Annotated in this window: 20 protein-coding genes; 10 read left to right on the top strand and 10 right to left on the bottom strand. The window is 70.4% G+C overall.

Annotation, left to right across the window (positions count from 1 at the left end):
- Positions 1–186: 186 nt before the first annotated feature.
- The gene (locus ACQPXM_RS22710; protein WP_432936300.1) at positions 187–942 is read left to right on the top strand and encodes an RICIN domain-containing protein; all 756 of its coding nucleotides are present in this window, start codon (positions 187–189) and stop codon (positions 940–942) included.
- Positions 943–1166: 224 nt separating this feature from the next.
- Here the strand turns inward: ACQPXM_RS22710 and ACQPXM_RS22705 are convergent, their stop codons facing one another.
- Complete coding sequence (locus ACQPXM_RS22705) at positions 1167–2159, bottom strand: sigma-70 family RNA polymerase sigma factor (protein WP_432936297.1); 993 nt, start codon at positions 2157–2159, stop codon at positions 1167–1169.
- A 15-nt stretch (positions 2160–2174) separates the two neighbouring features.
- Here ACQPXM_RS22705 and ACQPXM_RS22700 point away from each other — a divergent pair, with 15 nt between their 5' ends.
- The 5 genes from ACQPXM_RS22700 to ACQPXM_RS22680 all read left to right on the top strand — a co-directional run bounded on the left by ACQPXM_RS22700 (position 2175) and on the right by ACQPXM_RS22680 (position 5717).
- Positions 2175–3203: an SGNH/GDSL hydrolase family protein gene (locus tag ACQPXM_RS22700; RefSeq protein ID WP_432936295.1), complete on the top strand. Its 1029-nt coding sequence runs from the start codon at positions 2175–2177 to the stop codon at positions 3201–3203.
- An 80-nt stretch (positions 3204–3283) separates the two neighbouring features.
- Entirely contained in the window at positions 3284–3667 is a 384-nt protein-coding gene (locus ACQPXM_RS22695) for a VOC family protein (protein ID WP_432936293.1), read from the top strand.
- A gap of 82 nt (positions 3668–3749) precedes the next feature.
- The gene (locus tag ACQPXM_RS22690) at positions 3750–4790 is read left to right on the top strand and encodes an NAD-dependent epimerase/dehydratase family protein (RefSeq protein ID WP_432936291.1); all 1041 of its coding nucleotides are present in this window, start codon (positions 3750–3752) and stop codon (positions 4788–4790) included.
- Positions 4791–4812: 22 nt separating this feature from the next.
- Positions 4813–5475, top strand: a complete 663-nt coding sequence (locus ACQPXM_RS22685) for a hypothetical protein (RefSeq protein ID WP_432936289.1) — start codon at positions 4813–4815, stop codon at positions 5473–5475.
- Positions 5466–5717, top strand: coding sequence for a hypothetical protein (locus ACQPXM_RS22680; RefSeq protein WP_432936286.1), 252 nt, complete (start codon positions 5466–5468; stop codon positions 5715–5717). Before ACQPXM_RS22685 ends, ACQPXM_RS22680 begins: the two co-directional genes overlap by 10 nt.
- 66 nt (positions 5718–5783) lie before the next feature.
- On the opposite strand, the gene ACQPXM_RS22675 is transcribed toward ACQPXM_RS22680, so the two are convergent.
- Positions 5784–6611 carry a sigma-70 family RNA polymerase sigma factor gene (locus tag ACQPXM_RS22675; RefSeq protein WP_432936284.1) on the bottom strand — a complete coding sequence of 276 codons (828 nt, stop codon included), beginning with the start codon at positions 6609–6611 and terminating at the stop codon, positions 5784–5786.
- Between the two features lie 252 nt (positions 6612–6863).
- On the opposite strand from ACQPXM_RS22675, the gene ACQPXM_RS22670 reads away from it, so the two are divergent.
- Together ACQPXM_RS22670 and ACQPXM_RS22665 are read left to right on the top strand one after the other, a co-directional pair.
- Positions 6864–7220 carry a VOC family protein gene (locus ACQPXM_RS22670; protein ID WP_432936281.1) on the top strand — a complete coding sequence of 119 codons (357 nt, stop codon included), beginning with the start codon at positions 6864–6866 and terminating at the stop codon, positions 7218–7220.
- Positions 7221–7296: 76 nt separating this feature from the next.
- The gene (locus ACQPXM_RS22665; protein ID WP_432936279.1) at positions 7297–8190 is read left to right on the top strand and encodes an SDR family oxidoreductase; all 894 of its coding nucleotides are present in this window, start codon (positions 7297–7299) and stop codon (positions 8188–8190) included.
- 3 nt (positions 8191–8193) lie between these two features.
- Here the strand turns inward: ACQPXM_RS22665 and ACQPXM_RS22660 are convergent, their stop codons facing one another.
- Genes ACQPXM_RS22660 through ACQPXM_RS22645 form a run of 4 tightly spaced genes read right to left on the bottom strand, consistent with a single transcriptional unit; the run spans position 8194 to position 11173 of the window.
- Complete coding sequence (locus tag ACQPXM_RS22660; RefSeq protein ID WP_432936277.1) at positions 8194–9390, bottom strand: MFS transporter; 1197 nt, start codon at positions 9388–9390, stop codon at positions 8194–8196.
- On the bottom strand, positions 9387–9872 hold the full coding sequence (locus tag ACQPXM_RS22655; protein WP_432936275.1) for a MarR family winged helix-turn-helix transcriptional regulator: 486 nt from the start codon (positions 9870–9872) through the stop codon (positions 9387–9389). The genes ACQPXM_RS22660 and ACQPXM_RS22655 overlap by 4 nt, the downstream gene beginning before the upstream one ends.
- 39 nt (positions 9873–9911) lie before the next feature.
- Positions 9912–10739, bottom strand: coding sequence for an SDR family NAD(P)-dependent oxidoreductase (locus ACQPXM_RS22650; protein WP_432936272.1), 828 nt, complete (start codon positions 10737–10739; stop codon positions 9912–9914).
- Positions 10736–11173, bottom strand: coding sequence for an SRPBCC family protein (locus tag ACQPXM_RS22645; RefSeq protein ID WP_432936270.1), 438 nt, complete (start codon positions 11171–11173; stop codon positions 10736–10738). The genes ACQPXM_RS22650 and ACQPXM_RS22645 overlap by 4 nt, the downstream gene beginning before the upstream one ends.
- A gap of 55 nt (positions 11174–11228) precedes the next feature.
- Here ACQPXM_RS22645 and ACQPXM_RS22640 point away from each other — a divergent pair, with 55 nt between their 5' ends.
- A complete protein-coding gene (locus ACQPXM_RS22640; protein WP_432936268.1) occupies positions 11229–12788 on the top strand; it encodes a phytoene desaturase family protein in 1560 nt (519 codons plus the stop codon).
- Positions 12789–12802: 14 nt separating this feature from the next.
- Here ACQPXM_RS22640 and ACQPXM_RS22635 read toward each other — a convergent pair whose 3' ends face one another.
- The gene (locus ACQPXM_RS22635; RefSeq protein ID WP_432936265.1) at positions 12803–14122 is read right to left on the bottom strand and encodes an epoxide hydrolase family protein; all 1320 of its coding nucleotides are present in this window, start codon (positions 14120–14122) and stop codon (positions 12803–12805) included.
- A gap of 426 nt (positions 14123–14548) precedes the next feature.
- On the opposite strand from ACQPXM_RS22635, the gene ACQPXM_RS22630 reads away from it, so the two are divergent.
- Positions 14549–14959, top strand: a complete 411-nt coding sequence (locus ACQPXM_RS22630; RefSeq protein WP_432936263.1) for an alpha/beta fold hydrolase — start codon at positions 14549–14551, stop codon at positions 14957–14959.
- Positions 14960–14969: 10 nt separating this feature from the next.
- Here ACQPXM_RS22630 and ACQPXM_RS22625 read toward each other — a convergent pair whose 3' ends face one another.
- The 3 genes from ACQPXM_RS22625 to ACQPXM_RS22615 form a co-directional block, all read right to left on the bottom strand.
- Positions 14970–15800 carry an enoyl-CoA hydratase/isomerase family protein gene (locus ACQPXM_RS22625; protein ID WP_432936261.1) on the bottom strand — a complete coding sequence of 277 codons (831 nt, stop codon included), beginning with the start codon at positions 15798–15800 and terminating at the stop codon, positions 14970–14972.
- A 114-nt stretch (positions 15801–15914) separates the two neighbouring features.
- Entirely contained in the window at positions 15915–17357 is a 1443-nt protein-coding gene (locus ACQPXM_RS22620; RefSeq protein WP_432936258.1) for an alkaline phosphatase PhoX, read from the bottom strand.
- 162 nt (positions 17358–17519) lie between these two features.
- Positions 17520–18674 carry an alkaline phosphatase PhoX gene (locus ACQPXM_RS22615; protein ID WP_432936256.1) on the bottom strand — a complete coding sequence of 385 codons (1155 nt, stop codon included), beginning with the start codon at positions 18672–18674 and terminating at the stop codon, positions 17520–17522.
- Between the last annotated feature and the right edge of the window lie 81 nt (positions 18675–18755).

Below are 18755 nucleotides of genomic sequence, written 5' to 3'. Positions count from 1 at the left end.
GGACTGGCAGTTTGTTGCCAGTGGCATCTAGTGGCTGTTGCCGCCGTCGAACCGGTGGGAATTACTGAGTGTGGCGACGCGTCGCGGTCAGTGATCGAAGCGCTGGCTCCTCAGCGATGCGGGGCTCTCGGTGCCCGTCGCCTTCCATGCCCGACAGTGGAGGTTGCTTTGAGTATCCGCACTCTGATGACGCGTAGTGGTGCTGTCCTGGTGGTCGCCGCACTGGCGGCGGGGATGGCGCCGGCCGGTCCGGCTCAGGCCAAGGCGCCGGCGGCGGCCGACAGTGCCGCGGCGGCGCCGGCGGATCTGCCGGTGGGTAAGCCGCGGCAGTTCGTGAACCGGGTGCAGTCCAAGTTGTGCCTGACGTTCGCGGTGACGCCGGACGGGATTCCGACCGCGGTGATGATCAAGTGCAACAAGGGGTCCAAGGGCAAGATCCAGCAGTGGACCTACACCGCGGACCAGCAGTTGATGGTGTCGATGTCGAAGGACGTCGGTGGCGACCTTCCCCACGGCGCCTGCCTGGACACCGCGGCCGATCTGACCACCGTGCGCGACAAGGCGCCGCTGCTGGTGCTGCCGTGCCGCGACGGCGCCGGGCAGAAGTGGACCTACAACAAGGACACCGGCACGCTGATCAACAAGGCCAACGGCAAGGCCCTGTCCTCGATGATCGGCGTGGCCAAGCAGGCCATGCCGACCTCCACCGTCGTGCCCAACGGCGGCAAGGACCAGAAATGGCGCGACGCCGGCATCCCGATGGAGACGCTGATCGGCGCCATCGCGCAGCTGCTGGACGCGCTGCTCGAGGCTCTGGGTCTGGAGATGCCGGACGAGTACGAGACCCGCGGTCTGGAGATGCTGAAGGCCATCGACGGCAAGGTCCCGGTGCCGGACCAGCTCAAGCAGCTGCCGAAGAAGATGGTCGAGATGGCCGGCTGACCTGATCCACCTGCCTCGCGGGGTGTGAGCCGGGTGGTCACCACCCGGCTCACATCGCGAACTGCCCGACCCTGAGCCATCCTCTGCTCAGCTGTGTGCCGTGTGCGCGAGATGGAGGCCCCGGTGAGCGTCGGGCCGCCGGGAACAGCTGAGCCGCAGGGGCCGGAAGCGCCGTACGCGCCTCCGGCCCCTGCATCCATGGGGAGTTCGTTGCCCGCGGCCCCTCAGACGAGTTCCGTGGCCCGCTCGCGGGCCAGGGTCAGGGCGCGGCGGATCTCGCGCGACACCTGGACCTGGCTGAGCCCGACGACCCGGCCGATGTCGGCCTGGCCACGCTCCTCGACGTAGCGCAGGACCAGGATCGTGCGCGACCGCGGATCGAGTTCGGCCAGCACCGACCGGACCAGGTCGGCGGTCTCGATCCGTTCCACCTCGGCGTCGAGATCGGCCGGACGGTCGCTCAGTTCGGCGAGGGGGAAACCCTGCCGGCAACTGCGCGCTTGCAGAGCTTCCTCGACCTCCTGCTCGGACCGGTCGATCCGGGCCGCGATACCCGCCGGCGCGTGCTCGCCGGCCACCTTCTGGACGTCGCCGAGCACCTCGTGCAGCCGGCGCGGAATCCGCACCAGCCAGGCGTGGTCGCGGAAATAGCGTTTGAGTTCACCGGTGATGGTCTGCAGCGCGAATGCGAGAAAGGAACTGTCCCGGTCGGCCTGGAAAGTCCGGACCGCTTTCACCAGGCCGAGCGCGGCGATCTGGCGCAGTTCGTCGTCGTCGACGCCACGCCCGGAGAATCGCGCGGCGACCTCGGTGGCCAGACAGAGATTGAGTTCCACCGCGCGCCGCATCGCGTCCTGCCGATCCGGCCGTCCGGCGCGGAGCAGGGCGTGGGTCAGCTCGTCGTGGTGCCGCCGTTCGGCCGCTGTGGAAGGGGAAACCGGCCTCCGGGCAGATCCAGCGCGCACGTCCGGCATGGGGCCACCTCGCAGCTCGTCGCGAGCGTGGCCACATCTCTGGACCATCGTCTTGGTGGCATCGTGGTGCCCCGGAAATAGCGCCGTAAACGGCATTGAGGAAACTTTTTCGGACCGCTTCGGAATGATTGTTGAGCGATCAGGCAATTTGTTGATGCTGTCGTCGAGATGTGCTGCTTTTCGACGCCGGAACGCCCTAGGATTGCCGGTGACACCGTCGGTGGGCCGCCTCCCCGCCACCATCGAACGGAGGCTCTGATGAATGTTCTGCGCGTGATCGCACCTCTGGCCGTGGCGGCGCTGCTGCCGGCCGGCACCAGCCCGGCCGCCGCGAGCGAGGCCGCTCCGACCTTCAAGAACTACGTCGCCCTCGGCGACTCCTACACCGCCGCCCCGCTGGTCCCGCCGCTCGACCTGAGCAATCTGGGGTGCCTGCGCTCCGGCGGCGGCAACTACCCGGCCCTGGCGGCGCCGAAGCTGAAGGTGCCGAAGGTGACCGACGTCAGCTGCGGCGGTGCCGACACCACCCACGTGAAGACCGGGCAGGCGACGCCGGCCGGTTTCGTCCCGCCGCAGATGAACGCCCTGACCAAGCAGACCGATCTGGTCACCATCGGGCTGGGCGCGAACGACTTCGGGCTGTTCGCCGACCTGCTCGCGGTCTGCCCGAGCCTGCAGAAGTCCGACCCCGACGGCGCACCCTGCAAGAAGCAGTTCACCGCCGGCGGCAAGGACCAGCTCAAGGAGAACGTCGCCAAGACCAAGACCCGGCTGGTCGAGCTGCTCAAGACGGTCAAGGCCAAGATCGCCCCGAAAGCCACGATCGTGCTGGTCGGCTACCCCCGGATCGCACCGGCCAAGGGCAACTGCCCCGACCTGCCACTGGCCAAGGGCGACTACGCCTACCTGAACGCCATCGAGACCGAGCTGAACACCGCGATCCAGGCCGCGGCCAAGCAGGGCGGTGCGAAGTACCTCGATGTCTTCAAGCCCTCCGAGGGCCACGACGTCTGCGCCAAGGACAAGGCGTGGCTGCAGGGCGCGACGCCGGACCTGCTGAAGGCTGCCGCCTACCACCCGCGGGCCGAGGAGCAGACCGCGGTCGCCGACCTCCTGGTGAAACTGCTGTCCGGAAGCAAGCAGACCATCAGCGCGTCCGACCAGGCGGCGTGGAGCTCGACGCTGGCCACACACCGCGAGCAGTCGGCCAAGTCGCTGGCCGATCCGGCGAAGCGCCGCCAGGTCGAGAGCCGGCTCGCCAAGGGCGGCCTGTTCTCCCGTCCCTAGCCGCCGGGGGAAGGGTTTCCCCGGTCGGCGGGCTGGCTACCGGACTCGCCGTACCGGATTCCCGTCCGAAGGAGGCTGCAGTGGCCGAGAAGATGATCCCGTTGTCCGGTGTCGTGCTCGAGACGTCCGATCCGCGGGCGCTGGCCGACTTCTACCGCCGCCTGCTCGGGTGGGAGATCGTGGCCGACGAGGACAACTGGGTGTCGTTGCGCGGTCCCGACGGCAGCAGCAAGGTGTCGTTCCAGCGCGACCCCGACCACCGCCCACCGCGGTGGCCGAGCCAGGCCGGACAGCAGCAGATGCAGCTCCATCTGGACTTCCAGGTCGACGATCTGGAAGCGGCCCAGCAGCGCGCGATCGACGCCGGCGCGACACTGATGGACTGGCAACCGCAGCAGGAGGGGGTGCGCGTCCTCGCCGACCCGGCCGGGCACATCTTCTGCCTGTTCCTGCCTGGTTTCTAGGTGGCGCGGATTGTGCGCGGGTACCGGACATCTTTCTGAAGGTCTGGTCCCAGCAGGTCTTCGATCACCCCGGGGAGGACCCATGCGTGTTGTCGTGACCGGCGCGAGCGGCAACGTCGGCAGCGCCCTGGTCCGCCGGCTGCGGGCGACCGGGGAGCACGACATCATCGGAGTCGCCCGGCGGGTCCCCGTCCGCGCTGCCGAGGGAATCCGGTGGGTGTCGATCGACCTGTCCCGGCCGGACTGCCGCGACGAGCTCCGCGACGTGTTTCTCGGCGCGGATGCGGTGGTGCACCTCGCGTGGGCGTTCCAGCCCTCGCACAACGTCGGGTACCTCGAGGCCGTCGGGGTCGGTGGAACGCAACGGGTGCTCGACGCCTGCACGGCGGCGGGAGTCGGTCAGCTCGTGCACCTGTCGTCGGTCGGGGCGTACTCACCCAAGCGCGACGACCGTGCGGTCGACGAGAACTGGCCGGTCGACGGCGTACCGACGTCGTCGTACAGCCGGCACAAGGCCGCGGCCGAGCGAATGCTCGACGGTACGCCGGTGACGCGGCTGCGCCCGGGCATCGTCGGGCAGCGGTCGATCGGCAGCGAGCTGCTGCGCTACGGATTGCCGATCCTGCTGCCGGCCAGGACCGTCGCGGCGGTTCCGGTCCTGCCGATGCCGGCCGGGCTGACAATCGCGATGGTGCATGCCGACGACCTCGCGGACGCGGTGGTGCGGGCGTTGGAGCAGCGCGCGGTGGGGGCCTTCAACGTGGCCGCGCCGACGACGATCTCCGCCGCGCTGATCGCCGAGGCGCTCGGTGCGCGCTGGGTGAAGGCGCCGGCGCCGTTGGTGCGCGCAGTGATGGCGGGGAGCTGGCAGGCTCGCCTGCAGCCGGTGTCGCCCGGCTGGCTCGACCTGGCCTGCAGCGCACCGGCGCTGGACAGCTCGCGGGCCGTGAACGAACTCGGCTGGTTCCCGAAGGTCGACGCGATGAGCGTGCTGCAGGAGATCGTCGACGGGATGCGCGAGGCCGCGGCCGGCGACACCGCCGTACTGCGGCAGCGCACGGTGCGTGGCGAGGTGTCCGAACTGCTGCGCCACGGTCCGATCAGCCATCGCCGTCAACCGTGATCGCCGACTGAGCAGGAGCGTCATGCGGACTGTTGTCTCAGCCTTCTTCGCCGCGCTGGCCCGGGTGCGGCAGGCACCGGCCGTGCATCCGCGACGGCTGGGTTTCACCGGGCAGCTGGTGGTGAGCGGCGTCAACGCGGTGTTGCCGAAAGGTACGTACCCGGCGACCGTGCAGCTGTCCAAGGGCGCCGGTGTGCCGGGACGCTGGCCCGATGTGCTCGGGATCGCGGTGCGGCTGCAGCCGAAGCAGACCCCGTGGGACTTCTTGTTCTCGAGCGCGGGACGCGGACGGCTGAGCCGCTGGATCCCGGTTCCGGCGCCGGACTGGAACGTCGCTCGCTACGGAACGCTCGGCCCGTACGAGGTCGCCGGGCACAACTGGTGGCTGATGCTGACGCCGGACGGCGGCCGAACCGGCCACGCGTCGGTCGATGCGCTGCACAAGCGGGCACCGTCGACGTTCACGGTCTCCATCAGCGGCGAGCGACCGCGGTGGGTGCGGATCGGCGAGCTGGAGCTGTTCTCGCCGTCGACCGACGTACTGACCTTCGATCCGGTGCTGAACCACCCCGGCCATGCCGTCCCGGGCCCGCCGTGGCTGCGGCAGTTGCGCGAACTGGCCTACCAGGGCAGTCGCCGGGGCCGCCGGATACCGAGTGAGAGAGAGGAAAACCGATGTCCGTGATCGATCGCCTGAAGCGGTGGCGGAAAGCACACGACCTGAACGAGGACGACGCGCCGGCCGACACCGACGTGGCCATGACGCGGGAGACCGGTGGCGCCGCGAACGGGGGTACGCAGGCCACCACCGGCACCGGCGCGAACGAGACCTTCGTCGGACGAGCCGCCGGGCAGGACGAGGGCTACGCGGGGGAGACGGGCGCGGAGGCCCGGGCCGAGGCGGAGCGCGAGAAACGGGACGGTTGAGCAGGTGATCGGGGTGGGCACATCAGGTGCGCCCACCCCGATCACGGCCCACCGAGGCCGGCTGGGTCAGGCCGCGGCGCTCGCCGGCTCGAGGCGGTTCCGCAGCTCCGCGAGGATCCTGGTCAGCAACCGGGAGACCTGCATCTGGCTGATGCCGAGCTCCGCGCCGATGTCGGCCTGCTTCCAGTTCTCGACGAAGCGGAGCTCGAGGATGCGGCGATCGCGCGGCGACAGGTCGGCGACGACCGGGCCGAGCATGTCGACCGTCTCGAGCTGCTGGAGATAGGGATCTTCGTCGTCGGCGACCGCGTCCCCGAGCACCAGGTCGCCGTCGTCGGTCGGCCGGTCGAGCGACAGCACGTTGAAGCAGCCCCGCGCGGCCTCGGCCTGCCGGACGTCGTCCAGGGGCGCTCCGAGGCGCTCGGCGATCTGTTCGATCGACGGTTCGCGGCCGAGCTCCTGGGTCAGCAGCGGCAGCACCGCGGCGATCTTGCCCTGGAGCTCCTGCAGGGTGCGCGGGATGCGAACGGTCCACGTGCAGTCGCGGAAATAGCGTTTCAGCTCGCCCCGGATGGTCGGGACGGCGTACCCGATGAACGGGACGCCGTCGTCGGGGCGGTAGCCGCTCGCGGCCTTCATCAGGCCCAGGCAGGCGACCTGCTCGAGGTCGTCGTCCTCGACGCCGCGGCCGCGGAACCGGCGGGCGATGCCGCGGGCGATCTCGAGGTTCAGCTCGACGGCCTGTTCGAGCAGTTCCTGGCGTTCGGTCTCGTCGGTACTGCGGGCCCTGGCGGTGAGCAGCTCGCGGGTGGCGGCCTCGCGCCGGGCGCGTTCCTCGACGGTGGTGCAGTGGGTGGGGACCGCGCTGGTCCCGGATTCGGTGAGAGTGAGCATGGTCGTGACCTCGCGATGGACAACACATCACGGCGCGGCCGCATCCCTGGACCGCGGTCAGTGCTACGGCGGCAGTCGTACCCACGTGTCAAACGTTCGTGTCAGCGGTGCCCGGCCGCCGCTACCCTTTGGTTCTCGATCGGCGGGCTCCCTGTGCCCTGTGTGCAGGATCATAAACAGAGCGTGACCGGTGTCACGTCGCCGGATCGGGGTATCGGTCGGTCCCGGCCCGCGCCCACCTCGGAGGTCCCCATGGACGTCGTACCGCAGCTGTCGGCGGTCGCCATCGACTGCGCCGACCCGCTGTCGCTGGGACTGTTCTGGCAGCAGTTGCTCGGCGGCGACCTGCGCCCGCGCAACGACGGGGACACCGAGTTGCACGAGGCAACGGTCCGGCTGGACTTCTGCCGGGTGCCCGATCCGCCGTCGATCCGCAAGAACCGCGTCCACCTGGACCTGAAGGTGCCGGCCGAGAGCCGCCAGGCGGCGATCGAGCGGGCCCTCGAGCTCGGCGCGACCAGGGCTCTCGACATCTACGACGGTGACCTGTGGGCCTGCCTGCGGGACCCGGAGGGCAACGAGTTCTGCATCGTGTGGGGCGCGGCCTGATCGACCGGACTACGAGGTGGCCGACGTGGGTACCGCCGGACCACCAGTCGTTCGACGAGTGTTCAGGAGTTCGCACATGTCCGACCAGCACCAGCCGGAGGATCCGACCACCCAGCACCCCGGTCCCGAGGCCCAGGGGCCCGAGCAGCTCGAGCACCCCGGCCGGTCGGGGGAGATGGACCAGCAGCCCGATCACGGCGAGGACAGCTACCGGGGGACCGGCAAGCTGACCGGGAAGCGCGCGGTGATCACCGGCGGCGACTCCGGGATCGGGCGGGCCGTCGCGCTCGCGTTCGCGCGCGAGGGCGCCGACGTGCTCATCTCGTACCTGGAGTCGGAGGAGCCCGACGCCCAGGAGACCCGCAAGCTGATCGAGGCCGAGGGGCGCAAGGCGGTGACGGTCGCCGGGGACATCCAGGAGGAGGCGCACTGCCAGGAGATCATCGACCGGGCCGTGAGCGAGCTCGGTGGTCTCGACATCCTGGTCAACAACGCGGCGTACCAGATGTCGCAGGAGGGGATCGAGCAGATCACCACCGAGCAGTTCGACCGGGTGCTGAAGACCAACCTGTACGCGATGTTCTGGCTCTGCAAGGCCGCGCTCCCGCATCTCGGCCCGGGCTCGAGCATCATCAACACCTCGTCGATCCAGGCCTACCAGCCGTCGCCGAACCTGCTCGACTACGCCACCACCAAGGCCGGCATCGTGAACTTCACCAAGGGCCTGGCCCAGCAACTGGCCTCGAAGGGCATCCGGGTGAACACCGTCGCGCCCGGCCCGATCTGGACGCCGTTGATCCCGGCGACGATGCCGCCGGAGAAGGTGGACGAGTTCGGTGCGCAGACGCCGCTGGGCCGCGCCGGGCAGCCGGCGGAGCTGGCACCGGCGTACGTGTTCCTCGCCTCGCAGGAGTCGAGCTACATCACCGGTGAGCGGATCGGTGTCACGGGCGGGCAGCCGCTGCCGTAGGGGTCAGTGCGAGCTGCGCAGGTCGCGGATCGCGAGGGCGGCGAGTCCGGCGACCGCGCAGCCCGCTGCGGACAGCGCGAGGATCGTGGACGGCGCGAACAGGCCGAGGCCCAGCGCGCCCGTCGCGGCGCCCAACGGGGAGGCGATGGCCAGCAGCGCGCGCTGCGTGCCGAAGATCCGGCCGTGGTCGGCGGGGTCGGTCCAGCGGTGCAGCGCGGTGGTCTCGATCGCGGCGTACGGACCCCAGATCGCGCCGCTGATCGTGAAGCCGATCGCCACGACGAGCAGGTTGTCGGCGAACGCCAGCGGAAGCATCAGGGCGCCCCAGACGATCGCGCCGACGGCGTTCACGACGCCGGGGCGGTGCCGCGACAGCCGGGCGGCGAGCGGCAGGGTGAGCAACGCGGCGGCGCCGAACAGCGCCCAGATCACGGTGTAGCCCGCGAGACCCGAATCGAGCTGGTCGCGGACGAAGTACGGCATGACGGTCTCGTAGGGGCCGTAGGTGAAGTAGTAGGCCACGGAGAGCGCGATCAGCGCGATCACCCGGGCCGGTCGGCGCGTCGGGCGGCGGTCGGCCGCATCCGGCACCTCGTACTGCAGGTGTTGCGGTGCCCTGCGGAGGTGGAGGGCGATGGCGGCGACGGCGAGCAGCATCACGGACGGCAGGACGAACGCCGGTCCGGTCCCGAGCAGGCCGAGGGCCGGGCCGGTGAGGACCGCGCCCAGCAGCAGGGGGAGTTGATCGCCCACGCTGAGCAGTGCGTTCGCCTTGCCGAGCGATTCGGGCCGGACCAGGCGCGGCACCAGGGTCCGGGCCGCCGCGTAGCTGAGCGGTGCCGTCGTACCGGCGGCGGCGCCGACCGCCAGGACGACCCAGATCTGCAGCTGGCCGTTCCAGGACGTGATCGCGAGTGTGGCCATCAAGGCCGACCGGGTGAACGCGTCCAGCACGATCATCGGCAGCGGCCCGAAGCGGTCGACCGCGCGGCCGCCCAGTACGCCGCCGGCCACCGCGGGAATTCTGATCGCCACCACGAGCAAGGCCGTCTCGGGCCCGGACCATCCCTGCGGACCGGCGCTCCACAAGAGCACGAACAGCAGGAAATTGTCGGCGGTGGACGCGAGGGTCCAAGCGGCGGCGAGCCACCGCATCGCCGGAGGCAGCGAGGTCGCCTTGGACGACGTGGCGGTGGTCATGGTTCTTCCACCGACGCATCGACCGGGCAGGTCCGGCAGGCCGACCAGTCGCAGAGACGGCAGGTCGTGTCGGCCTCGACCCGACGGCGCTGAGTGCTGCTCAGCGCCAGCCCGAGCAGAGCAGTGAGTTGCTCGCGCTGGGCCGGTGAGAGTCCGCTGAGCGCCTCTTCGCCGGCCGCTTCCCGCGCCTGGTTCCACTCGCGGAGGGCGTCCTGTCCGGCCGGCAGCAAACTCAGCCGCACGGTGCGGCCGGCGCGCGTCCGGGCCAGGTAGCCCAGGCTCTCGAGCCGGTCGACCAACCGGACGGCCCCCGACTGGGTGAGGCCGACCCGCGCCGGCAACCAGTCGACGGAGCACCCCGGGTGGCTTTCGATCAAGGTCAGCGCGGCGGCATCCCGCAGGCCCAACCCGCTCGGCAGGGCGCCGGTCAGGATGTCGTGGCTGCGCAGTGTCCAGGCGACCCAGAGATTGCTCTCATGCATGACTCATTCATATGTCATGGTTTCAGCGGCCGCAACGCCTCAATGGGGATCGAAGACGTTGCCCGCCGTCGGTGCGGTCGTGGTCCGCGACAGCCCGAGCCGTTTCATCAGCGGGACGACGAGCGCGTCGTACACGGCGGGCAGGTAGCGGAACCCGAGCACCATCACGGGATTGGCCCAGCCGACCGACACCTCCCGGCGGGGGTGGTCGGCGAGCGAGAGGATCGCGGCGGTGACCTTGTCGACGTCGCCGACCGGCGGTGGCGGCTGACCGACCCGGCCGATGTAGTTGCCGGCGTGCTGATAGACCGGTGTGTCGATGCTTCCCGGCGCCAGCAGACTGACGTGTACGCCGGGCGTCGCCCGGATCTCGGCCTGCAGCGCCCGGGCCAAGCCGTGCACGGCCCACTTGCTCATCACGTACGCGCTCATGAACGGCGGCGCCATCTTGCCGACGACCGAGCCGACCAGGATCAGGTGCCCCTCGCCCTGCTCCTTGAACCGCTGGAGCGCCGAGCGGGCCACGTGCACCGTCCCGTCGACGTCCACCCGCAGGACGCGTTCGAAGACCTCCGGCGGGACCGACGTGAACTCGCCGTACGCCATCACCGCCGCGCAGTGCAGCACGACGTCGATCCGGCCGCAGCGCGCGACGGTCAGGTCGACGAGCACCTCGACCTGCTCCCGGTCCGCCACGTCGGTCGGCGCCACGACCGCCTCGCCCCCGCGGTCGCGGCACTCGGCCGCGACCCGGTCGAGGCTGGTCCGCGACCGCCCCGCCAGGACGACGGTGTCACCGCGCGCCGCGAAGGCCAGCGCGGCGGCCCGGCCGATCCCGCTGGAGGCGCCGGTGATCGTGACGATCACGTCTTGCGGCCCTCCGCGATCAGCCGGAGCCGGCGCAGGGTCTCGGTGTTGCGCAGACTCAGGACGGGATCGAGCGCCGCCTGCGGGATCATCGCGGCCGGTCCCTTCACCGCGCGCTCACGCATCACCAGGTGGCAGCCGTCGTCCTTCGGCGTCGCCTCGAACTCGACCTGCCCCTCACCGGTCGGCCAGGCGCGCACCCTGAGCCGCAGCAGCGACAACGGGACATACTCCTCGACCGTCGTGGTGTCGTCGATCAGCAGCGGCCAGGTCCCGACCGAGTGGTGGATGCTCGAACCGGGCTGCGGCCAGGTCGGCTCGACGTCCCGGACCCGGGACGCACCGACCACCCAGCCGGCGTACGACCAGCCATCGGTCAGGACGGCGAACACGTCGTCGACGGACGCATGGATCATGCACTCGTTCTCGCTCATGCCCTGCCTGTACCCATCGCGCATGACTCGACCGGTTCGTGGACACCGGTCGGCCATGACAGACGCGATCGTGATCGGCGCCGGGCCGAACGGGCTGGTCGCCGCCAACCTGCTCGCCGACCAGGGCTGGGAGGTGCTCCTGCTCGAGGCGCACGACGAGATCGGCGGCGCGGTCCGCAGTGCCGAGGACGTCGCGCCGGGTTTCGTGCACGACACGTTCAGTTCGTTCTACCCGCTGGCCGCGGTCTCGCCGACGATCCAGGCGCTGGAGCTGGACCGCTGGGGCCTGCAGTGGTCCAACGCGCCGGCCGCGGTCGGCAACCCGATGACCGACGGCGGGTGGGCGATCGTGCACGACGACCCGTTCGACACCGCCGCGGACCTAGATCGGGTCACGCCGGGTGACGGCGACAGCTGGCTCGAGATGTACGACGACTGGCGGCGGATCCAGCACGGCATGGTCGGGTTGCTGCTCGATCCGTTTCCTCCGGTCCGGTCCGGCGGATCGCTCGCGCTGCACCTGCTCGGCCGGCGCGGGCTGGAACGGATCCGGCTGCTCGCGTCGTCGGTGCGGTCGCTCGGCGACCGGCGGTTCCGGGGCGAGGCGGCAAAGATGCTCTTGGCAACCAACGCGCAGCACGCCGACCTGAGCCCGGAATCGGCCGGCTCGGGGTTGATGGGCTGGCTGCTGGTGATGCTCGGGCAGCAGTTCGGCTACCCGGTGCCTCGCGGCGGCGCCGGGCAGTTGAGTCAGGCGCTGGCGAATCGGCTGAAGGATCGCGGCGGGGTGATCCGCTGCGGCAGCCGCGTAACCGGCATCGAGGTCCGCGGCGGACGGGCCACCGGCGTATGGACTGCCGGCGGCGAACTCCTCGCCGCGCGGCGGGCGGTGCTCGCCGACGTCTCGGCCCCCGCCCTGTACGGCGAACTGCTGCCGGCCGACGCGGTCCCCGGGCGGGTGAAACGCGCGATGCGGGGTTTCGAGTGGGATCCGGGCACGGTCAAGGTCGACTGGGCGCTGGACGGCCTGATCCCGTGGCGCGAGAAGCCGTCCAAGTCACCCGGAACGGTGCATCTGGCCGACTCGGTGGACGCGCTCAGCCTCGCCGCGGCGCAGATCGCCGCCGGCCGGGTTCCGGCCGAGCCGTTCTTGCTGATGGGCCAGATGACGACGGCCGATCCGACCCGGTCGCCGGCCGGCACGGAGGCCGTCTGGGCCTACACCCATGTCCCGCAACGGATCCGCGGCGACGCGGACTTCAGCGGCGCCTGGACCGCCGACGAGGTGGAGCGCTTCGCCGACCGGATGCAGGACCAGGTCGAACGCGCCGCCCCCGGGTTCACCAGCCGCATCGTGCGCCGCCGGATCCTGGCGCCGGCCGACCTGCAAGCCCGCGACGCGAACCTCGTCGGCGGCGCGGTCAACGGCGGCACGGCGGCCCTCCACCAGCAACTGGTCTTCCGCCCGATCCCGGGACTCGGCCGGGCCGAAACACCGGTGAAGGGCCTCTACCTGGCGTCGGCCTCCGCGCATCCCGGCGGGGGAGTACACGGCGCCTGCGGCTCCAACGCCGCCCGCGCGGCGATCTTCCACGCCCGCCTCACCCGCCGGTAGGCCGACGCCGCTTGCTACCGCAGTGACCTGAACGCCGAGCGGACCTCCGTGCAGAAGATCTCGGGCTGCTCCCAGGCCGCGAAGTGGCCGCCCTTGTCGACCTCGTTCCAGTGGATCAGGTTGCCGAAGGTGCGCTCGCCCCAGCTGCGCGGGGCGCGGTAGATCTCGGCCGGGAACACCGTGACCGCCACCGGGAGGTCCGGGATCGCGACGGCGTCGAACGGGCCGCCGCCGGCCTGGTAGCCCTCCCAGTAGGAGCGTGACGATGAGGCGCCGGTGTTGGTCAGCCAGTACAGCGAGATCGCGTCGAGCATTTCGTCGTACGAGAACAGCTTCTCGGGTTCGCCGCCGCTGTCGGTCCACTCGGCGATCTTGTCGTAGTAGTACGCCGCCATGGCAACCGGCGAGTCGGCGAGCGCGTAGCCGATGGTCTGCGGGCTCTGGTTCATCATCGCCGCGTAGCCGAAGCCGTCGTGGTAGAAGTGCAGCAGCCGGTCGTACGCGATCTTCTCCCGTGCCGACAGGCTCGCGGGGGCGGGATCGAAGTTGCGCAGGTGGCGCAGGATCTCCGGCGGGACGGTGCCCGGCATGTTGACGTGGATGCCCAGCAGTCCTTGGGGTTTCTGCACCGCGAGCACCTCGGAGATGATCGCGCCCCAGTCGCCGCCTTGGGAGACGTAGCGCGGGTAGCCGAGGCGGAGCATGAGCTGGTGGAAGGCCTTCGCCGTGTGGGCCGGGTTCCAGCCGGTCGTCGTCGGCTTGCCGGAGAAGCCGTAGCCGGGCAGCGTCGGAAGCACCAGGTGGAAGGCGTCCTCGGCGCGGCCGCCGTACGCCGTCGGGTTGGTGAGCGGGCCGATCACCTTCAGCAGTTCGACGATCGAGCCCGGCCAGCCGTGCGTCATCAGCAGGGGCAGGGCGTCGGCGTGCGGCGAACGGATGTGGGCGAACTGGATGTCCACGCCGTCGATCCGGGTGATGAACTGCGGCAGGCTGTTCAGCCGCGCCTCGAGCTTGCGCCAGTTGTACTGCCGCCCCCAGTACTCGACCAACGGGCGGACCTTCGCCAGTTGCGCACCCTGCGAGCGATCGCCGACGGTCTCCCGGTCGGGCCAGCGCGTCATGCGCAGCCGCTGCCGGAGATCGTTGATCTCCCGCTGCGGCACCTTGATGTGGAACCGGTGGACGCCGGGGATCGGTCGCGGATGGCCGCCGGCGGTACTCGCCGCCGCCTGTCCGGGCATCCCCAGTTGCGTGGCGACGACGGCTCCGGCCGCCAGCCCTAGAAACCCACGACGATCAGTGCCGAAGTGGCCGATGTTCTCGCTCGTACCCATCAAAGCTCCTTGTCCGAGTCCGGTGGGACAGCACGCCTCACGAGAGGCTGCTCCTGGTCCGGATCCACGGTCACGCGCCGGCCGGTCGCTTCGCGCCCGGGACAATCCCTGGCCTCGTGTCCCGCCGGTACTCGGGCCACGGGCGAACGCCGGGGCCAGGCAACGGGACCAGGGACATCCCCGGGTGCGACCGGCAACCATCTCGGCGACCGTGAATCGTCAGACCCTCGAGCTGTGTCGTGAAGGAGCGACAGGGCCGGCCGACGGCCGCTAGGTGATCCTGCTGCGCGGCTTCCCGTACGACATCCACAGCTACGCCGATGTCGCGCGTACCTGATCACCAATCTGGCCGCGAACCGGAAACCGCTGCCGCCCAAGGCGGAGAACGCCTGGTGGTACCAGTACTACTTCACCACCGAGCGCGGCGTGCTCGGCCTGACCGAGAACCGCTACGAGTTCGGCGACTTCGTCTGGCGGTTCAACTCCCCGACGTGGGACTACTCCACCGCGACGTACGACCGCACCGCGGCGGCGTTCGAGAACCCCGACTTCGTACCGATTGTGATCGGCAACTATCGCTGGAGGCTCGGCCTGGCCCCGGCCGAGCACCTGTACACCGCCATCGAGCGCCGGTTGCAGGCCGGGCCGGCGATCGGCGTACCGACGATCACCGTCGACGGCAGGTACGACCCGTTCACGCCGGCCGGGAACGGGTCGGCGTACCGGGCCAAGTTCACCGGTAAGTACGACCACCGGGTGCTCGACGTCGGCCACAACGTGCCGCAGGAGGATCCGCGGGGCTTCACGCAGGCCGTGGTCGACGCCGACCACCTCTGACGCAGTGGTGCTAGAGATCCTGTCGCAGCTGCCCGATGGCCGTGCCGAGGTCGGTCTCGATGCCGTCGGGCTGCTGCAGGCCCTTGCTGAGCAGCAGCTTGACGAAGGGCCGGTGTTCGGGGCGGCCGGCGGTGGCGAAGTACGCGCCGAGGCCGGGTGCGAACTCCTCGTCGGCGGGCAGCGTGGCGACGTCGACCAGCTTCTTGATGCCGCTGACCGCCACCTTGTCGAAGGTCGCGATCCGGCGAGCGAACGCGTCGGTGAAGTCCTCGATGTCGGCGTCCGGGACGAGCCGGTTCACGTAACCGTACGCCGCCGCCAGCTCGGCCGGTACGTCGTCTCCGCCGAGCAGGATCTCCAGCGCCCGGCCGCGACCGACCAGGCGTCCCAGCCGCGCCATCGGACCGCCGCCCGGCACGGCGCCGACACCGACCTCGAACTGGCCGAGCACCGCCTTCTCGGAGGCGAACCGGATGTCGGTGGCGAGCACGAACTCGCTGCCCGCGCCCCGGGTCCGGCCGCGGATCTCCGAAATCGTGGCTACCGGCAACCGGCTGAGCCGCACGAAGTTGTCCAGGTACGGGTGCAGCCCGGTGGGCCCGGGCCGCATCGCCGCCACCCGGGAGTTGTCGGCCAGGAAGTCCCAATGGGCCATGAAGTAGCCCGGCGTCTCGCTGCGGAAGACGACGACCGTCAGATCCGGGTCGTCCTCGATCCGCCCGACGAGCTCGCCGAGCTGGTCGATGGTGTCCGGGTCCATCAGGTTCACCGGACCGTTGCCGAACGTCACCCGCCAGTACGACGGGGACACCTCGCTGATGTCGAATTGTGCTGCGCTCATCGCCTTGCTGCTCCTGTCCTGCACTCGGCCGAGTCCATGCACCGAGACTCGGCCGAGCGGGTCCGAGGTCGCGCCGGGGAAACACCCTGGCGAGATCCGGACCCGGGACCTCGGTCAGCCGAGGTAGTCGCGCCAGGGGCCGGTGATGGCGAAGGTGATGCCGGGCGACTGCAGGTTGACGTACAGGACCTTGCCGTCGGCCGAGAACGCCGGGCCGGTGAACTCGGAGTCGTTGAGCATGTTGCGGGCGATCGCGTACGTCGGGCCGCCCGGCGTGGAGCTGAGCACGTGGCTGCTGGCGTTGCCGTCCTCGGCCAGCACGAGCGAGCCCCACGGCGTGACGGTCACGTTGTCCGGGCTGTCGAAGTTGTAGTCGTCGTACCGGGCGGCGCTGCCCTGGTCGGCGGCCGGGTTGTGCGGGAAGTACGTGACCAGCTGGATCGTCCTGGCCCGGTAGTTGTAGAACCACACCATCCCGTCGTGCGGGACGGCGTCGGCCGGGAGGTCGGTGGTGCCCGACTCGGCGTAGGAGTTGACGACGTACACACCCTCGTCGGTGCCGTAGACGCCCTCGAACTTCTTGCCCCGGGTGACCTGGCCGTCGGTGAACTGCTTGCGGCAGGAGACCGACACCGCGTCGCGGTCCGGCACCGGGACCCACGCGACCCGGAACGGCCGCAGCAGCTGGGCCGAGGTCAGGTAGGCGACGTCCGGGATCGGCTTGCCGTCGTCACCGAGGATCGCCATCGCCTCGAGCGTTCCGAAGTCGACATCGGTGAGGTCCTGCCAGCTCTTCGGGCCGAGCTTGTAGCCGCGCGGCGCGCTCCAGCGGTAGAAGAGGCCGTTGGGGCCGGAGGCGTCCTCGGACAGGTAGATGTGGGTGCGGTCCTGGTCGACCGCGAGGGCCTCGTGGGCGTAGCGGCCGAGCGCCTTGAGCGGGACCGGGTGAGCGGTCTTGCCGTCGGCCCAGACCTCGAAGACGTAGCCGTGGTCCTTCAGCCGCGTGGTGCCGTTGGCCTTGTTCTCCGTCTCCTCGCACGTCATCCAGGTGCCCCACGGCGTGTGGCCGCCGGCGCAGTTGGTGAGCGTGCCGGAGATGCCGACCCACTCGCCGCGGTTGCGGCCGTCGCGGTCCACGGAGATCACGGTGCAACCGCCGGCCGCGCCGACTCCCTCGTCGTACACGGTGCCCTTGATCTGCGGTACGCCGAGCGCGTTGTTGCTGCCGATCTCGTGGTTGAGGATCAGCGTGTGGTTCCGGCCGTCGCTGAAGACGGCCATGCCGTCGTGCGACCCCGGCGTCGGCTGACCGGTCGTCAGCTTGGTCTCACCGGCCTTGGTGACGATCGTGTACTTGAAGCCCGGCGGCAGCGCGAGCAGACCCTGGGGGTCGTCCATCAGCGGCGGGAACGGCCGGTGCGCCGGGAACGGCGAACGCCGCGGGGCGGGGGTGGCCTCGGCCAGCGACGGTACGGCGCCGACGGTGACGAGTCCGACGCCGGCGGCACCGGCGGCACCCGCGGCACCGCGAAGAACGGAACGACGATCGAGAGACATGGGTACTCCTTGGAGCGTGGATCAGCAGGGTGCGCGCAGGCTCCCCGAGTCGGCCGTCGTCGCCCGTCGATCCTCCAGCGCCGCGACGACGCCACGGCGAACGCAGCCTGAACAAACCGCACCGAACCCAGGGCGGGATCCGGTGCGGTTCGTTCGGAGGGGTCAGCGGGTGGTGCGGAAGGGACCGGTGATCTCGTAGGTGATGCCGCCGCTGCTCGATCCGCTGGTGCCGCGCTGGGAGGAGAAGTAGAGGCGGTTGCCGGCCGGGTTGAAGGCGACTCCGCACAGTTCGGAGCCGGACTGCCCGGTGACGCGCAGGAACGGGGCGACGACGTCGGCCGGCGTGATGACGCAGATCTCCATGTTGCCGCCGTCCTCGGCGACGTAGAGGTCGCCGACGGAGGTGCCGGTGATGTTGTCGACGCCGGTCAGCGGCGGGTTGGGCGTGAGGTTGTCGTCGTACGCGATGGCGATCGTGTTGTTCACCGCGTTGTAGGCCCAGACGCGGTTGTCGCCCTTGGTGGTGAAGAAGCAGGTGCCGTTGCGGTAGTAGCAGCCTTCGCCGCCGTTGAACGTCTTCATGCCGGAGACCTGCTTGCGGGTCCGGGTCGGGCTGCCGTCAGGGTCGGGCACGGTGACCCAGGACAGCGCGCCCCCGGACTCCCGCAGGACCTGGAGCGTGCCGGCCGACAGGTCGCCCCAGGTGGTCGGGCGGAAGCGGTAGAACCCGCCGTCAGGGGTGTCCTCGGTGAGGTAGATGACGCGCCGGTCGGGGTCGACCGCGGCGGCTTCGTGGGAGAAGCGGCCCATCGCCGGACGACGGACGGCCGCCTTCGTGCCGAACGGGTCGGTCTCCCAGACGTAGCCGAGGTCGGTCTCCTCGCACGACAGCCAGGTGCCCCACGGCGTCGCGCCGCCGGAGCAGTTCTGCGTCGTACCGGACAGGATGCGGTACGCGCCGGTGACCGTTCCGCTGCTGTTGAACCGCAGCGCGCTGGTCCCGCCGTTGCCGCTGCCGACTTCGGAGTTGGACACGTAGATCCAGCCGGTGCCGTCGGCGAAGCAGGCGCCGCCGTCCGGCGCGTTGTGCCAGGTGTAGCTGGTACCGCTGACGACGCGGGTGGACCTGGCCAGCACCCGGCTGGTGAAGCCCTGCGGCAGCATGATCCCGTTCGCGTCGGCGGCCCGCAGACCGCCGTACGGGCTGGGGCCGGTCTGGGCCGGGAACGCGAGCGCCTCCGGCGTGACGCTGAACCCGAAAGCGACCGAGGCGGACGAACCGATCACTGCCGCACGAAGAAAACTCCGACGATCCACGACTGACTCCTCACAGTGACAAGGGCGGAGCCGTCAGTGAACCGGCCGGACATGAACCCCACCCGGCCACCCGGCAAGAAC

The sequence above is a fragment of the Kribbella sp. CA-253562 genome (genome assembly GCF_050942265.1).
Lineage (GTDB): Bacteria > Actinomycetota > Actinomycetes > Propionibacteriales > Kribbellaceae > Kribbella.
The sequence above is the reverse complement of the archived record's forward strand: the minus strand, read 5'-3'. Positions and strand labels throughout refer to the sequence as shown.

Coding starts and splice junctions, on each gene's coding strand:
- ACQPXM_RS22620 (WP_432936258.1), bottom strand. CDS start 17,357: ATGTCTCTCGATCGTCGTTCCGTTCTTCGCGGTGCCGCGGGTGCCGCC.
- ACQPXM_RS22705 (WP_432936297.1), bottom strand. CDS start 2,159: ATGGTGGCGGGGAGGCGGCCCACCGACGGTGTCACCGGCAATCCTAGG.
- ACQPXM_RS22635 (WP_432936265.1), bottom strand. CDS start 14,122: ATGGGTACGAGCGAGAACATCGGCCACTTCGGCACTGATCGTCGTGGG.
- ACQPXM_RS22665 (WP_432936279.1), top strand. CDS start 7,297: ATGTCCGACCAGCACCAGCCGGAGGATCCGACCACCCAGCACCCCGGT.
- ACQPXM_RS22675 (WP_432936284.1), bottom strand. CDS start 6,611: ATGCTCACTCTCACCGAATCCGGGACCAGCGCGGTCCCCACCCACTGC.
- ACQPXM_RS22655 (WP_432936275.1), bottom strand. CDS start 9,872: ATGCATGAGAGCAATCTCTGGGTCGCCTGGACACTGCGCAGCCACGAC.
- ACQPXM_RS22690 (WP_432936291.1), top strand. CDS start 3,750: ATGCGTGTTGTCGTGACCGGCGCGAGCGGCAACGTCGGCAGCGCCCTG.
- ACQPXM_RS22640 (WP_432936268.1), top strand. CDS start 11,229: ATGACAGACGCGATCGTGATCGGCGCCGGGCCGAACGGGCTGGTCGCC.
- ACQPXM_RS22660 (WP_432936277.1), bottom strand. CDS start 9,390: ATGACCACCGCCACGTCGTCCAAGGCGACCTCGCTGCCTCCGGCGATG.
- ACQPXM_RS22710 (WP_432936300.1), top strand. CDS start 187: ATGACGCGTAGTGGTGCTGTCCTGGTGGTCGCCGCACTGGCGGCGGGG.
- ACQPXM_RS22645 (WP_432936270.1), bottom strand. CDS start 11,173: ATGAGCGAGAACGAGTGCATGATCCATGCGTCCGTCGACGACGTGTTC.
- ACQPXM_RS22680 (WP_432936286.1), top strand. CDS start 5,466: ATGTCCGTGATCGATCGCCTGAAGCGGTGGCGGAAAGCACACGACCTG.
- ACQPXM_RS22625 (WP_432936261.1), bottom strand. CDS start 15,800: ATGAGCGCAGCACAATTCGACATCAGCGAGGTGTCCCCGTCGTACTGG.
- ACQPXM_RS22700 (WP_432936295.1), top strand. CDS start 2,175: ATGAATGTTCTGCGCGTGATCGCACCTCTGGCCGTGGCGGCGCTGCTG.
- ACQPXM_RS22685 (WP_432936289.1), top strand. CDS start 4,813: ATGCGGACTGTTGTCTCAGCCTTCTTCGCCGCGCTGGCCCGGGTGCGG.
- ACQPXM_RS22670 (WP_432936281.1), top strand. CDS start 6,864: ATGGACGTCGTACCGCAGCTGTCGGCGGTCGCCATCGACTGCGCCGAC.